This window comes from Cribrihabitans marinus (assembly GCF_900109035.1).
GTDB lineage: Bacteria > Pseudomonadota > Alphaproteobacteria > Rhodobacterales > Rhodobacteraceae > Cribrihabitans > Cribrihabitans marinus.
Genome location: NZ_FNYD01000006.1, coordinates 117,141 through 130,878 on the forward strand (window position 1 = coordinate 117,141; position 13,738 = coordinate 130,878).

The following is a 13,738-nucleotide window of genomic DNA, read 5'->3' on the forward strand; positions in this document are numbered from 1 at the left end:
CCGATGCCGTGCCGTAGATCAAGGGCGTTGCGCGGTCAGCCAGGGCGGCGCAACAGCGCGATCGCCACGCCCATCCCCATCAAGGTGACGCCGCCTGCGCGCGTCAATCCGGTGACGACCCGGGGCTGCGCGATCCAGCGGTGCAGCCGGTCGGCCAGCAGCGCATAGGCCAGCGCGTTCAGCGCGGCGAGGCTGACGAAGGTGGCGATCAGAATGGCGAATTGCGGCCCGAGCGCCCGATCCGGTTGCAGGAATTGCGGCACGAAGGCGATGAAGAAGGCGATGGATTTCGGATTGAGCGTCGTCACCGCCGCCGTGTGGGCCAGCACCCCGCTCGCGGTCACGTCCCGATCCGGTGCGACGGTCGCCAAGCCCCGCGTCGGCGCGCTGCGCAGCAGCTTGTAGCCCAGCCAGACGAGGTAGGCCGCCCCGACCCATTTGAGCACCGAGAAGGCCGTGGCCGAGGCCATGACCAGCGCACCGAGCCCGGCCAGCGAGGAGGTCATGGCGATCAGATCCCCCAGCGCGACGCCGGTGGCCGAGGCCACGGCCACGCCGCGCCCCTTGGAAAGCGCATAGCTGAGCACCAGCAACACCGTTGGACCCGGGATCAGCAGCAGGGCGGTCGAGGCGGCCACGAAGGCCAGCCAGAGGTCGAACGGCATGGGGATCTCCGGTCTGGGATCAGGTTTGCGCCACCCTAGACGCGGCCCCGAAACGGATCAAGCTGGACCCGTGCGGCGATGATCCGCCGCAAGGTGAAGATGGCAATTACGTACCCTAGCCCGTTCAGCCATTGGAAATTGTTGCACAACTTTTTATGGCATTGATGCTATCATGGAAACAAATCTCGCCCGCCCCGGCAGCACATGCTCAGGATGAAACAGGTTGTGGATCAAGGTCTTGACTTGGGTGCCGCATAGGTAGCGCCGGTTGAGGTGCGACCGATTCACCTTGGCAAGGCTGTGGCGGGCTTCTAGGGTCCGGTCCTCGTAACAAGTGCGGGGCGCCTGTCGCTCCGGGAAAGGGCATGATGTTGTTTCCGACAAGGGTGATCGCCGCCTTGGCCGCGATCCTGGTCATTGCCGGTTGTGAAGAGACCGCGAAATACCAGCAGACCAGCTATCAGACCGTTATGCAGGGAAAGTTCCGCGACACCGGCAGTTTCGCCGCCGATTTCGCCTTCGTGATCAACGAGGGAACCGGTGAGTTCGAGGGCCAGCTGCGCAATTTCCGCTTCTCGCAGCCGGGCTTCGAGAAGCCGACCGGCAGTGTCCCGCTGAAGGGCACGGCGGGGCGCAACGACGCCAATGACATCGTGTTCGAGGCGACGGGCACCGGGCTGCTCAAGCAGGGGAACCTGACCTACAAGCCGGAATTCGAAGTGGGCGTGTCCTATGTCAGCCCCTACAACAACACGGCTTCGGGCTGGTTCTATGCCGGCGGCAGTTTCGAGCGTGGCGGCGCCTACCTGGAGTGGCCGGCGATGACCGGCAGCTTCGTGGGCAAGAAAGTGTGTCGGCCCGGCCCGTTGAATCCCAGCCCTTGCCCGGTTCCGACCACCGCGACGAACTGAGCGCTCAGAGAACCCGGCCCGCCACGGCGTCGAGCCGTGCGACGAGGGCCGGATCGCGATGTTCGGGCGCCGTCAGGATGGCATGGTCCAGCGCGCGGTCGCAGCCGTGGGGGCAGGGCGCGCGCCCGGGCCCAAGGCGCGATGGCAGACCGCGCAGCAGCGCCCGGGCGTTGTCGGCATTTGCGCCCAGCGTGGCAACGATGGTGGCGATGTCCACTTCGCCGTGATCGGGGTGCCAGCTGTCGTAATCCGTGACCATCGCGACCGAGGCATAGCAAAGCTCGGCTTCGCGGGCGAGCCGGGCCTCGGGCATGTTGGTCATGCCGATCACGTCGGCGCCCCATTGGTCGCGATACATGCGGCTTTCGGCCAGGGTCGAGAATTGCGGCCCCTCCATCGCCAGATACGTTCCGCCGCGATGCACGGTGATCCCGGCGGCACGAGCTGACTCCTCGGCAGCGGTCGACAGCAGTGCGCAGGTCGGGTGGGCGATGCTCACATGCGCCACGCAGCCGGTCCCGAAGAAGCTGCCGGGACGGGCCCTGGTGCGATCGATGAACTGATCGACGATCACGAAATGACCCGGCGCCATCTCCTCGCGGAACGAGCCGCAGGCCGAGACGCTGATCACGTCGGTCACGCCAAGCCGCTTGAGCGCATCGATATTCGCGCGATAGGGCACCTCCGACGGCGCATGAACATGGCCGCGCCCGTGGCGCGGCAGGAAGGCCATCGGGACGCCCTCGAGCGTGCCGGTCAGGATCTGATCCGAGGGCGCGCCCCAGGGGCTGTCGACCGACACCCATTCGGCCCCCTGCAGCCCGTCGATCTGGTAGAGCCCCGATCCGCCGATCACCCCGATCCGTGTGGTTGCCATCGCAACGCTCCCCTCTTCCCTGCAACGATGCTTCGCGCCTCGGTTGTGGGGCGCGTGGTCCGGTTTGGCAAGGGGTCAGGGCAGCAGTCCGCGCTGCGCGGCCTGGCCTTGGAAGTCCGCCCAGGCGGCGGCGAAGTCGTCCAGCGGCCAGGTCAGGTCCTGCGGCTGGCCGTGCCGGTCGCGGAAGGTGAAGCGGAATGCCCCGCCCTCGCGCATGGCCTCCAGCAGGGCCTCGGCCGCCGGTCCGGTGAAGTTACACGACAGGCCGGAGAGGCAGCCGGGGCGGCGGGTTTGCCAGTCGGTCCCTTCGGTGCCCTCGATCCGGAACCCGTCCAAGGCGAAGAACGTGCCCGGCTCGATCCCGAAGGAGACGCGATAACCCTCCCGCTCGGGCGTGACGAACAGGAATTGCGCGGCGAACTCGGGCCGCGGCGAGAACACGTCGACCCGGCGCAGGTAACAGCGGCGCACCGGTGTGCCGGCTTCCTCGCGCATGTCGCACATGGAGTTCCAGATGCCGAAGACGGAATGATGCGTAACCCGCCAGTCGCCGGGCGTGTCGTTGCCCTGCCGGTCCTGCGACAGGGCCGGGCCGGCCAGGACGGCAAGGCAGAGAGCAAGCGCGCGCATGGAGGCAGCGTGACAGCAGCGCCGGTGCGCGCGCAACTCACGTTCCCGTGGTTCCGCGCGGCGCCCGGAGATGCGCGCGCCGCATGGCTGCTACCCGCAACCGCGCTGGCCTTCGAGAAATGTTTGCGCTAAGAGGCGCCTTTGCTGCGACGAGATACCAACCACAGGAGCCCGTGCCCATGCGCCGAGCCATACTGGCCGCCTTTGCCAAACGTCTTGCCATGCCCGACCTGCGCTGGATGCCGGACGAGGGGCTGACGCCGGGCCGGATCCGGATCGAGCTGCTGGCGGGCCTGACTGTTGCGCTGGCGCTGGTGCCCGAGGCCGTGGCCTTTGCCTTCGTCGCGGGGGTGCATCCGCTGGTGGGTCTCTATGCGGCCTTCATCGTCGGTCTGATCACCGCGCTGATCGGCGGCCGGCCGGGGATGATCTCGGGCGCGACCGGCGCGCTGGCGGTGGTGATGGTGGCGCTGGTGGCGCAGCACGGGGTGGAATACCTGTTCGCCGCCGTGGTCCTGATGGGGCTGCTGCAACTGGTGGCCGGGATCATGCAGTGGGGCAAGTTCATCCGACTGGTTCCGCACCCGGTGATGCTGGGCTTCGTCAACGGGCTGGCCATCGTGATCTTCCTGGCGCAGTTGGGGCAATTCAAGGTGCCGGGCAGCATGGAGAATACCGGCCACGGCATGTCGGGCGGCGAATGGCTGTCGGGCGGCCCGCTCTACCTGATGCTTGCGCTGGTGGCTCTGACCATGGTGGTGATCTGGGTGATGCCGCGGATCACGCGGATCGTGCCGGCGCCGCTGGCCGGGATCTTCGTCGTGGCCGCGCTGGTGATCGGGGCGGGGCTGGACGTGCCGCGCGTGGGCGATCTGGCCTCGATCGAGGGCGGCCTGCCGCAATTCCACATCCCGATCGTGCCGCTGACCTGGGAGACGCTGGAGATCATTCTGCCCTATTCGGTGATCCTGGCCGCGATCGGGTTGATCGAGTCGCTGCTGACGCTGAACCTGGTGGGCGAGATGACCGGCAAGCGCGGCGGCGCCAGCCAGGAATGCATCGCCCAGGGCGTGGCCAACACCGTGACCGGCTTCTTCGGCGGCATGGGCGGCTGCGCGATGATCGGCCAGTCGATGATCAACGTGAAATCCGGCGGCCGCACCCGGATTGCGGGCATTGCCGCGGCGCTGTTCCTGCTGGCCTTCATCCTGGTCGGCGCGCCGCTGATCGAGCAGATCCCGCTGGCCGCGCTGGTGGGGGTGATGTTCATGGTGGTGATCGGCACCTTCGCCTGGAACTCGCTGACCATCCTGCGCAAGGTGCCCTTGATGGATGCCTTCGTGATCCTGCTGGTCACGGTCGTGACGGTGATGGAGGACCTGGCGGTTGCGGTCGTCGTGGGCGTGATCGTCTCGGCGCTGGCCTATGCCTGGAACAATGCCAAGCGCATCCATGCCGTGACGCGCGAGTCGCGCACCGAGCAGGGTGCCAAGGTCTACGAGATCCAGGGCCCGCTGTTCTTTGGCTCGTCGGACGGGTTCGGCGAGATCTTCGACATCGAGAGCGACCCGGAGCGGGTGATCATCGACTTCGCCAACAGCCGGGTGGTGGACCAGTCCGCCCTGCAGGCGATCGAGGCGGTGGCCGGGCGTTACGAGGCGGCCGGCAAGCAGGTCAAGCTGCGCCATCTGAGCCGGGACTGCCACAAGCTGCTGACCAAGGCCGGGCACCTGATGGTCGACAGCGACGACGACCCCGATTACGCGCTGGCGGTCGATTACTCGGTGCGCACCGGCATCCTGGGCGGTCACTGAGCCGTCGGCAGATTGAGCGCGCCTGCGGCGCGCGAGTCATATGCGCTGACGCGCGGGGCGAGGCTCTGCCTCGCGCTCCGAGGTATTTGCCGCGAGAGGAAGGGTCAGCCGGGGCGCAGGGCGCGCAGTGTCGCGATGTCGCCCGACAGCAGTGCCGGTTCGGCTTCGGCGATCTGTTCGGGCGGCCAGTCCCACCAGGCCAGGTCCAGGAGTTGCGCGGTTGTTTCGGCGTCAAAACGGGGTCTTGCGACCTGTGCCGGGTTGCCGGTCACGATGGAGTAGGGCGGGATCCGGCCGCGCACCACGCTGCCCGCGCCGATGATGCATCCGCTGCCGATCTCGGCGCCGGGCAGGATCAGCGCGCCGTAGCCGATCCAGACGTCATGGCCGATCACCGTATCGCGCGTGTCGGGTTGGTAGCCGCGCATGCCGGTGGGATCGAATACCGGGAAGGGGAAGCTGCTGATGCCGCGGCTTTCATGGTTGGCGGAGGCGGTGATGAACCGTACGCCGTGAGCGATCTGGCAGAACTTGCCGATGTGCAGCGTTTCTTCGGAGAACGGGAACAGGTAGGGGGCGAGGCGCGCTGCCCAGTCTGTGGGTGGGTCGAAATCCGACGCGTAGCTGTAGTCGCCCGCCTGGAAGCGCTGGTTTTCGATGGCCTGGTTGAGGAACACGGTGCCGGCGTGGTCGGTGCCGTCGGGCAGGGTGATCGGGTAGCGGCGCGTCGGGTCGGGCAGCGGCATCAGTCGTCCGGGCGTTTGAGGGTGAAGAGGTCGCGCACCACCGTGTAATCGCGATAGCCCAGGCGGGCCAGCGGGCGAAAGGCGGTGATGTCGAAGATGCCGTCGCGCAGGCAGTCGTCGCGCAGGTGGATGCCCGTGACCTCGCCGAAGACCACGCGATTGGCAGCCCCCGGCAGGGTGACGATCTGCGTCAGCCGGCATTCGAGCGCGGCCGGTGCACCGGCGACGCGGGCGCAGGGGATGGTCTCGCAGGGCTCGGCGGTCAACCCGGCATGGGCAAATTCATCCGTCCCGCGCGGCAGGGCCGCGGAACTGGCATTCATCGCGTCGCGCATCGCTTCCTCCACGATGTTGACGCAGAAGACGCCGGTGGCTTCGATATTCGCCAGGCTGTCCTTGGTGTTGTCCTGGTCCGGCTTGGCCCCGGTCGAGGCGAACATCACCTGCGGCGGGGTATAAGCCACGCCGTTGAAGAAGGAATAGGGTGCCAGGTTGTCGATACCTTCGGCGTCCCGGCTCGAGATCCAGCCGATCGGGCGCGGCGTGATGATCGCGTTGAACGGGTTGTGCGGCAGGCCGTGGCCATCCTGCGGGCGGTAGAACATCGGGCGTCTCCAAGCGTTTGCCCGAGGGGTAGCGAAGTGGTAGGGCGATTGCCACCGTTGATTGGAAGGTGGGCGGGCAGGTGATCGAAGTGCGGCCTGAGGGCCCCGAGGACTGGTGGGAGGTCGAGGCGCTCTTCGACCTGTGTTTCGCGCCGGGGCGCGAGGCCCTGTCCTCCTATCGCCTGCGCGAAGGGGTCGACCCGGTGCCGGGGCTGTCGCTGGTGGCGCGGGACGAGCAGGGGATCCTGGCCGGTGCGATCCGGTTCTGGCCGGTGCTGGTGGGCGGCGCCGAGGCGCTGCTGCTGGGGCCGGTGGCGGTGCATCCGACCCACCAGGGCGAGGGGTTGGGCGCGTTCCTGATCCAGGAGGGCGTCGAGGCCGGGCGCGACCGCGGCTGGACGCGGGTGATGCTGGTGGGCGACGCGCCCTATTACGCCCGCTACGGTTTCGCGCGCCTGGACGGTGTCGAAATGCCGCCGCCGACCAATCCCGACCGGGTGTTGGGGCTGGCGCTGCAGGACGGCGCGTGGGACGGGCTCCGGGGTGCGGTGACACGCTGGAGCGGCGAGATGCATTGAAATCGCGGCGTCCAGTGCCGATCTATTCCGTCTACGGAGGACGCCCCATGCAGGACATCGTGACCGTGACGGACCTGGACCCGGAGGTCGAGCTGGACCGGCTGGCCGCGCATTACAGGTCCGCGGGCGGGGCCGGGATACAATTGCTCAACATGCTGGGCGGGCAGGCCGAATCCCTGCTCGACCGCTTGCCGCGCGAGGTGCGGGCCGGGCTGGGCGCCGCGTCGGAGCGGGCGCTGGTGCTGGCGATGCAGGCGGCGGACGGCACCCGCCGCGCCGTTCCCGACCAGAAACCCTGGGTCGATACGGCGGTGACGACCGCAATGGGGGCGGCGGGCGGATTCGGCGGTCTGCCCTCGGCCATGGTCGAGCTTCCGGCGACGACGACGATGCTGCTGCGCACAATCCAGGGGGTCGCTGCGGCGCGCGGGTTCGATCCGCAGGCCGAGAATGTGCGCTTCGACTGCGTTCGGGTGTTCGCCGCGGCCGGCCCGCTGGCGGATGACGACGGTGCAGACCTGGGGTTCCTGTCGGTGCGGCTGACGCTGAGCGGCGGCGCGATGCACAAGCTGATCGCGACGGTCGCCCCGCGCCTGGCGACCGCCCTGGGCCAGAAGCTGGCGGCGCAGACGGTCCCGGTGCTGGGGGCGGTGGCCGGTGCGGGCATCAACTTTGCCTATACCCGCTACTACCAGCAGATCGCCCATGTGCATTTCGGCCTGCGCCAGTTGGCGATGGATGCCGGTATTCCCCATGAAGAGCTGGTGGACCGGCTGGCCCGGCGGGTCAAGGCCTTGCCGCGATGAGAGATCTGCCGCAGCGTTCCCTCTTGATATTGCAGGGATAATGGGTAGGTTTTCGGGGTCGCAGACGGAAAATCAAAATGATCCAATATGCGCTGAAATGCAGGGAAGGCCACTGTTTCGACAGCTGGTTCCAGTCGGCCGAAGCCTTTGACAAACTGGCGGCCTCGGGCCTTGTGTCCTGCGCGGTCTGCGGTGGCAGCGATGTGCACAAGGCAGTGATGACACCGCGCGTGAGTGCCGGACGGGACGCCGATCCGGCCCCAGCAAAACCCGCGCCACGCCTGACAGAGCCGGTCAACCGCGCCGAGAAGGCGGTGGCAGAGCTGCGCCGCAAGATCGAACAGAATGCCGATTTCGTGGGCCGCGACTTCGCCAAGGAGGCCCGCGCCATGCATCTGGGCGACGCGCCGGAACGGTCGATCTATGGCGAGGCGCGGGCCGACGAGGCCAAGGCGCTGCGCGACGACGGCGTGCCGGTCGTGATGCTGCCCTTCATTCCCAACCGCAAGAGCAACTGATTTGCGTGTCGTCCTCACTGGCGTCGGCATGGCACTGGTCGGTGGCTGCCGCGCGAACCGATCCGCCGGTTGACCGTGACCGGTCCGGGCGGGGCCGGGTTTGCGCCCTTGCCCTTGGGTCGGCCCTCGCTTATGACGCGGGCGACCGGCTCCCAGCGACAGGACCCCGCGCGACATGCCCACGCTCGTGATGAAATTCGGCGGCACTTCGGTTGCCAATCTCGACCGTATCCGCCGCGCCGCCAAGCGCATCGGGGTCGAGGTGGCCAAGGGCTATGACGTGATCGTCATCGTGTCGGCAATGGCCGGCAAGACGAACGAACTGGTCGGCTGGGTCGATGAGATCTCGCCGCTCTATGACGCCCGCGAATATGACGCGGTGGTGTCCTCGGGCGAGAACGTCACTGCCGGGCTGATGGCGCTGACATTGCAGGAGATGGACGTGCCCGCGCGCAGCTGGCAGGGCTGGCAGGTGCCGCTCCTGACCAATGGCGCCCATTCCTCGGCCCGGATCCAGGAGATCCCCATAGCCAACCTGAACCGGAAATTCGAGCAGGGCATGAAGGTGGCCGTGGTCGCCGGATTCCAGGGGTTGAGCCCCGAGGGCCGGATCACCACGCTGGGCCGCGGCGGCAGCGACACGACGGCGGTGGCCTTCGCCGCCGCCTTCGGGGCCGAGCGGTGCGACATCTACACCGATGTCGACGGGGTCTATACCGCCGATCCGCGGATCTGCTCGAAGGCACGCAAGCTGGACCGGATCTCGTTCGAGGAGATGCTGGAACTGGCCTCGCTCGGGGCCAAGGTGCTGCAGACCCGCTCGGTCGAGCTGGCCATGCGCTACAAGGTCAAGCTGCGCGTGCTGTCCAGTTTCGAGGAACAATCCGACACCGCCGGAACGCTGGTCGTCGACGAGGAGGAAATCATGGAATCCAACGTAGTCTCGGGCGTTGCCCATTCTCGTGACGAGGCAAAGATGACGGCGGTTTCGGTCGCCGACCGCCCCGGCATCGCCGCGATCATCTTCACCGCGCTCAGCGATGCCGGCGTGAACGTGGACATGATCGTTCAGAACATCTCGGACGAGGGGCGCACCGACATGACCTTCTCGTGCCCCACCGATCAGGTCGGGCGCGCGGAAAAGGCGCTTCTGGCGGTCAAGGACAGCGGCGCGCTGAACTTCTCGGAACTGGTGGCCGATACCGATGTCTGCAAGGTCTCGGTGGTCGGCATCGGCATGCGCTCGCAATCGGGCGTTGCGGCCAAGATGTTCAAGGTGCTCTCGGATGAGGGGATCAACATCAAGGTCATCACAACCTCAGAGATCAAGATTTCCGTTCTGGTCGACCGGAAATACATGGAACTCGCGGTTCAGGCACTGCATGATGCCTTCGAATTGGAACGGGTGGCCTGAGCAGCGGCCTTCGGCCGGGGCCGCCTGATCCGAACCAGATGGCGGGGGCCATGGCGGACGGCACTGACAGCGAATCGAGAAAGCTGCTTGGGCGGCTGCGCGAGGTCATGGCGGGCGATGCCGCCGGGCAGGCGCGGCTGGACCATATCACCGGCCTGATCGCCGACAGCATGGAGTCGGAGGTCTGCTCGATCTACCTGTTCCGCGATTCCGACACGCTGGAGCTGTGCGCGACGCAAGGCCTCAAGCCCGAGGCCGTTCACCAGACACGCCTGCGCCTGGGCGAAGGGCTGGTCGGGCGGGTGGCCAAGACCAGCAAGCTGATCAACACGCCCGATGCGCCGTCCGAACGCGGGTTCCGCTACATGCCCGAGACCGGCGAGGAGATCTTCTCGTCCTTCCTCGGGATCCCGATCCAGCGGCTGGGCGAGACGCTGGGCGTCCTGGTCGTGCAGTCCCGGGATGCGCGCGAGTTTTCCGCTGATGAGGTCTATGCGCTGGAAGTCGTGGCGATGGTCCTGGCCGAGATGGCCGAACTGGGCGCCTTTGTCGGCGAGGGCGCCGCGCTGTCGCCGCTGCACCAGCAGCCGATCCTGGTGCGCGGAACCACCGGGCAGGAGGGCGCGGCAGAGGGCCATGTCTGGCTGCACGAGCCGCGCGTGGTGGTCACCAACCCGATCGCCGACGATCCGCAGAACGAGATGCGGCGCCTGGACGACGCCATCGAGGAATTGCGCGTCGGCGTCGACAAGATGCTCAAGATCAGCGGTGCCGGCGACAAGGACCACATGGAGGTGCTCGAAACCTACCGGATGTTCGCCAACTCGAAGGGTTGGAAACGCCGGATGGAGGAGGACATCTCGCGCGGGTTGAGCGCCGAGGCCGCCGTCGAGAAGGAGCAGAGCCAGGCCCGGTCGCGGATGAGCCAGGTCACGGATGCCTATCTGCGCGAGCGGCTCGCCGATCTGGACGACCTGTCGAACCGCCTGCTGCGTATCCTCACGGGGCAGGGCAACGAGACCGGCGCGGAGCTGCCCGCCGACCCGATCCTGGTGGCGCGCAACATCGGGCCGGGCGAGTTGCTGGAATATGGCCGGACGCTCAAGGGGATCGTGCTCGAAGAGGGCTCGGTCGGCAGCCACGCCGCCGTGGTCGCCCGCGCGCTGGCGATTCCGCTGGTCGTGCATGCCGGCCGGATCACCACCGAGGCGCTGAACGGCGATCACATCATGGTCGACGGCGACCAGGGCGTTGTGCATCTGCGGCCCGATGACACCGTGGTCTCGGCCTTCCGCGACAAGATCGCGATGCAGGCCCAGGCGCAGGAGCGCTATGGCTCGATCCGGGACAAGCCGGCCGTCACCCGCGACGGCCAGCGCATCCACATGCTGATGAATGCCGGCCTGATGGCCGACCTGCCGTCGCTGCCGAGTTCGGGCGCGGAAGGCGTCGGCCTGTTCCGCACCGAACTGCAGTTCCTCATCCGCAACAAGATGCCCAAGCGCACCGAACTGGCCGGCATTTATGCGCGGGTGATGGATGCCGCGGCCGACAAGCGAGTGGTTTTCCGCACTCTCGACATCGGGTCCGACAAGGTCCTGCCCTACATGAAACCCAATGACGAGCCGAACCCGGCCCTGGGATGGCGCGCCATTCGGGTTGGCCTGGACAAGCCGGGTATCATGCGGATGCAGTTGCAGGCGCTGATCCGGGCCGCCAACGGCCGCCCCCTGACCATCATGTTCCCCTTCATCGCCCAGTTCGAGGAGTACCGGCAGGCCCGCGCCGAGGTCGACAAGGCCATCGCCCGCGAAAAGCGGCTGGGTCATGTGCTGCCGTCTCAGCTCGAGGTGGGCGCCATGCTCGAGACGCCGTCGCTGGCCTTTGCGCCGCAGGCGTTCTTCGACGAGGTGGAATTCCTGTCGATCGGTGGCAACGATCTCAAGCAGTTCTTCTTTGCCGCCGACCGCGAGAACGAGCGCGTGCGCCGCCGCTACGACACGCTGAATGTCAGTTTCCTGAGCCTGATCGAGCAAGTGGTCGAACGCTGCGCGATCTCGGGAACGCCGCTCAGTTTCTGCGGCGAGGATGCCGGCCGCCCGATCGAGGCGCTGTGCCTGGCGGCGGTCGGGCTGCGCACCCTGTCGATGCGCCCGGCGTCGATCGGGCCGGTCAAGAGCCTTCTGATGCGCGCGGATATCCGTGCCCTGAGCGAGGTCATCAGGCAAGCGCGCGAGCGCGGCGACCAGACCGTGCGCCCGGCGGTCATGGAGTGGCTGCGCAGTCAGGACTGACAGAGCGGGGGCCTCGGGTTCCGCCAAATGCGGTCCGCGGCCATTCCATCCACAGGGAATCCCTCGGTTCGTCCACAGAAAACCGCGGATCTGGTTGGAGGGCTCCGTTTCGGGTGCTTCTCTATAGCAGCCATTCCGGAGAGTTCTGTGCGTAAGGACGCAGAAGAACTTGTTGTTATGCGATGTTCCCGTTCGATCGTTCGTATTGGCGGGATGGACCATCTGCGCATTGTGGATAATGATGGGCCGGCGCCGGACGACCCCCCGGATCGCTGCCGGAGAGACCCGCCCGAGATTTGTGATCGACATCCCCCTTGCATTTCGAGCCATAATCGGAGATCAAGCGCGGGAGATATGTTATCGCTAACATCGCATCGGCGGCGCCTGTTCCCGCCCCGCCGAAGAAACTGGAAGAAGGATCGCCGCCATGGTGTCGCGCGTCATTCCCGTCCAACCATTCGACCTTGTCCTGTTCGGCGCGACCGGGGATCTGGCCCGGCGCAAGATCCTGCCGGGGCTCTATCACCGGTTCACCGTCGGCCAGATGCCGCCCGAGGCGCGGATCATCGGCTCGGCGCGATCGAAGATGGATGCCGCCGGGTTTCGCGAGAAGGTGCGCGCCGCGCTGGAGGAGTTCACCCCTGCCGCCGACCGCAACGAGGAACAGGTCGACGGGTTTCTCGACCGGCTGGACTATGTATCGGTGGACGCCTCGGGCAAGGGCGGCTGGAAGGAACTGGCCGCCGCGCTGCGCCCCGACGTGGTGCGGGCCTTCTATCTTTCGGTCAGCCCGTCGCTCTTCTCGGGCATCGCCGCGCGTCTGCACGACAGCGGGCTTGCCACCGCCGACAGCCGGATCGTGGTCGAGAAGCCCTTTGGCCATGACCTGAACTCGGCACAGGAACTGAACGCGGGGCTGCGGGCCAATTTCGAGGAACACCAGATCTATCGCATCGATCATTACCTGGGCAAGGAAACGGTCCAGAACCTGATGGCGCTGCGCTTTGCCAATTCGCTGTTCGAGCCTCTGTGGAACGCGACCCATATCGACCATGTGCAGATCACCGTGGCCGAGACAATCGGAGTGGACGGGCGCGGCGCCTATTATGATGGCTCCGGCGCGATGCGGGACATGATCCAGAACCACCTGGTGCAGCTTCTGTGCCTCACGGCGATGGAATCGCCGTCGAAATTCACTCCGAACGCGGTGCGCGACGAGAAGGTCAAGGTGATCCAGGCACTGGACCCGGTCGAGCCGTCGGACATCGTGCGCGGCCAGTATCGGGCCGATGACGGCGGCGACGGCTATTGCGACCACGTGGGCAATCCCGACAGCCGCACCGAAAGCTTCGTGGCCATGAAGGTGCACGTGTCCAACTGGCGCTGGGCCGGAACGCCCTTCTACCTGCGCACCGGCAAGAAGCTGCGGGCGCGCGAATCCGAAATCGCGGTCGTGTTCCGCGATCCGCCGCACACGATCTTTCCCAATGTCGGACGGCTCAGGGGGAACGTCCTGGTGATCCGCCTGCAACCGGACGAGGGGATCACCCTGCGTACCACGATCAAGGATCCCGGCCCCGGCGGCCTGCGCCTGACCGAGGTGTCGCTGGACATGAGCTTTGCCGAGGCGCTGGGCGCCGATTCCCGGCCGCAGGACGCCTATGAGCGGCTGGTGATGGACGTGATCCGGGGCGACCAGACCCTTTTCATGCGCGGCGACGAGGTCGAGGCGGCATGGGCCTGGGTCGATCCGGTGATACAGTCCTGGGCCGACAGCGGCGACCGGCCGGCGAAATACGATGCGGGCAGTTCCGGGCCCGAGGACGCGCTGATGCTGATGCACCGGGACGGACGCCGCTGGCGCGAGATTGGAGGCTGAG

General features: G+C 66.9%; 13 protein-coding genes. 8 read left to right on the forward strand and 5 right to left on the reverse strand.

The window, feature by feature from the left end; all coding sequences use genetic code 11:
* Positions 1 to 35: 35 nt before the first annotated feature.
* Positions 36 to 665 (reverse strand): LysE family translocator, encoded by a 630-nt coding sequence (locus BMX57_RS11510; RefSeq protein ID WP_092366842.1) that lies wholly within the window; start codon positions 663 to 665, stop codon positions 36 to 38.
* 365 nt (positions 666 to 1,030) lie between these two features.
* On the opposite strand from BMX57_RS11510, the gene BMX57_RS11515 reads away from it, so the two are divergent.
* Positions 1,031 to 1,576: a hypothetical protein gene (locus BMX57_RS11515; RefSeq protein ID WP_092366844.1), complete on the forward strand. Its 546-nt coding sequence runs from the start codon at positions 1,031 to 1,033 to the stop codon at positions 1,574 to 1,576.
* Between the two features lie 4 nt (positions 1,577 to 1,580).
* Here BMX57_RS11515 and BMX57_RS11520 read toward each other — a convergent pair whose 3' ends face one another.
* Positions 1,581 to 2,453 carry an S-methyl-5'-thioadenosine phosphorylase gene (locus BMX57_RS11520; protein ID WP_092366846.1) on the reverse strand — a complete coding sequence of 291 codons (873 nt, stop codon included), beginning with the start codon at positions 2,451 to 2,453 and terminating at the stop codon, positions 1,581 to 1,583.
* 75 nt (positions 2,454 to 2,528) lie between these two features.
* The gene (locus tag BMX57_RS11525; protein WP_092366848.1) at positions 2,529 to 3,083 is read right to left on the reverse strand and encodes an invasion associated locus B family protein; all 555 of its coding nucleotides are present in this window, start codon (positions 3,081 to 3,083) and stop codon (positions 2,529 to 2,531) included.
* 179 nt (positions 3,084 to 3,262) lie between these two features.
* Here BMX57_RS11525 and BMX57_RS11530 point away from each other — a divergent pair, with 179 nt between their 5' ends.
* Positions 3,263 to 4,897, forward strand: coding sequence for a SulP family inorganic anion transporter (locus BMX57_RS11530; protein WP_092366849.1), 1,635 nt, complete (start codon positions 3,263 to 3,265; stop codon positions 4,895 to 4,897).
* A gap of 104 nt (positions 4,898 to 5,001) precedes the next feature.
* On the opposite strand, the gene BMX57_RS11535 is transcribed toward BMX57_RS11530, so the two are convergent.
* Together BMX57_RS11535 and BMX57_RS11540 are read right to left on the reverse strand one after the other, a co-directional pair.
* A complete protein-coding gene (locus BMX57_RS11535; protein ID WP_092366850.1) occupies positions 5,002 to 5,643 on the reverse strand; it encodes a CatB-related O-acetyltransferase in 642 nt (213 codons plus the stop codon).
* Entirely contained in the window at positions 5,643 to 6,248 is a 606-nt protein-coding gene (locus BMX57_RS11540; RefSeq protein WP_092366851.1) for a flavin reductase family protein, read from the reverse strand. Before BMX57_RS11540 ends, BMX57_RS11535 begins: the two co-directional genes overlap by 1 nt.
* Before the next feature lie 80 nt (positions 6,249 to 6,328).
* Between BMX57_RS11540 and BMX57_RS11545 the strand changes: the two genes are divergently transcribed.
* The 6 genes from BMX57_RS11545 (at position 6,329) to zwf (ending at position 13,737) form a co-directional block, all read left to right on the forward strand.
* Positions 6,329 to 6,826, forward strand: coding sequence for a GNAT family N-acetyltransferase (locus BMX57_RS11545; protein ID WP_092367210.1), 498 nt, complete (start codon positions 6,329 to 6,331; stop codon positions 6,824 to 6,826).
* A 47-nt stretch (positions 6,827 to 6,873) separates the two neighbouring features.
* Positions 6,874 to 7,632, forward strand: a complete 759-nt coding sequence (locus BMX57_RS11550; protein WP_092366852.1) for an EcsC family protein — start codon at positions 6,874 to 6,876, stop codon at positions 7,630 to 7,632.
* Between the two features lie 77 nt (positions 7,633 to 7,709).
* Entirely contained in the window at positions 7,710 to 8,150 is a 441-nt protein-coding gene (locus BMX57_RS11555; protein WP_092366853.1) for a DUF1178 family protein, read from the forward strand.
* Positions 8,151 to 8,325: 175 nt separating this feature from the next.
* Positions 8,326 to 9,564 (forward strand): aspartate kinase, encoded by a 1,239-nt coding sequence (locus BMX57_RS11560; protein WP_092366855.1) that lies wholly within the window; start codon positions 8,326 to 8,328, stop codon positions 9,562 to 9,564.
* A gap of 50 nt (positions 9,565 to 9,614) precedes the next feature.
* Positions 9,615 to 11,858 (forward strand): phosphoenolpyruvate--protein phosphotransferase, encoded by a 2,244-nt coding sequence (gene ptsP, locus BMX57_RS11565; RefSeq protein WP_092367213.1) that lies wholly within the window; start codon positions 9,615 to 9,617, stop codon positions 11,856 to 11,858.
* A 427-nt stretch (positions 11,859 to 12,285) separates the two neighbouring features.
* On the forward strand, positions 12,286 to 13,737 hold the full coding sequence (gene zwf / locus BMX57_RS11570; RefSeq protein ID WP_092366858.1) for a glucose-6-phosphate dehydrogenase: 1,452 nt from the start codon (positions 12,286 to 12,288) through the stop codon (positions 13,735 to 13,737).
* The last annotated feature ends 1 nt before the right edge of the window (position 13,738 follow it).

What these genes read in the sequence shown, in the direction of transcription:
- BMX57_RS11510 (WP_092366842.1), bottom strand. Translation starts at nt 665, where the DNA reads ATGCCGTTCGACCTCTGGCTGGCCTTCGTGGCCGCCTCGACCGCCCTG.
- BMX57_RS11515 (WP_092366844.1), top strand. Translation starts at nt 1,031, where the DNA reads ATGATGTTGTTTCCGACAAGGGTGATCGCCGCCTTGGCCGCGATCCTG.
- BMX57_RS11520 (WP_092366846.1), bottom strand. Translation starts at nt 2,453, where the DNA reads ATGGCAACCACACGGATCGGGGTGATCGGCGGATCGGGGCTCTACCAG.
- BMX57_RS11525 (WP_092366848.1), bottom strand. Translation starts at nt 3,083, where the DNA reads ATGCGCGCGCTTGCTCTCTGCCTTGCCGTCCTGGCCGGCCCGGCCCTG.
- BMX57_RS11530 (WP_092366849.1), top strand. Translation starts at nt 3,263, where the DNA reads ATGCGCCGAGCCATACTGGCCGCCTTTGCCAAACGTCTTGCCATGCCC.
- BMX57_RS11535 (WP_092366850.1), bottom strand. Translation starts at nt 5,643, where the DNA reads ATGCCGCTGCCCGACCCGACGCGCCGCTACCCGATCACCCTGCCCGAC.
- BMX57_RS11540 (WP_092366851.1), bottom strand. Translation starts at nt 6,248, where the DNA reads ATGTTCTACCGCCCGCAGGATGGCCACGGCCTGCCGCACAACCCGTTC.
- BMX57_RS11550 (WP_092366852.1), top strand. Translation starts at nt 6,874, where the DNA reads ATGCAGGACATCGTGACCGTGACGGACCTGGACCCGGAGGTCGAGCTG.
- BMX57_RS11555 (WP_092366853.1), top strand. Translation starts at nt 7,710, where the DNA reads ATGATCCAATATGCGCTGAAATGCAGGGAAGGCCACTGTTTCGACAGC.
- BMX57_RS11560 (WP_092366855.1), top strand. Translation starts at nt 8,326, where the DNA reads ATGCCCACGCTCGTGATGAAATTCGGCGGCACTTCGGTTGCCAATCTC.
- ptsP (WP_092367213.1), top strand. Translation starts at nt 9,615, where the DNA reads ATGGCGGACGGCACTGACAGCGAATCGAGAAAGCTGCTTGGGCGGCTG.
- zwf (WP_092366858.1), top strand. Translation starts at nt 12,286, where the DNA reads ATGGTGTCGCGCGTCATTCCCGTCCAACCATTCGACCTTGTCCTGTTC.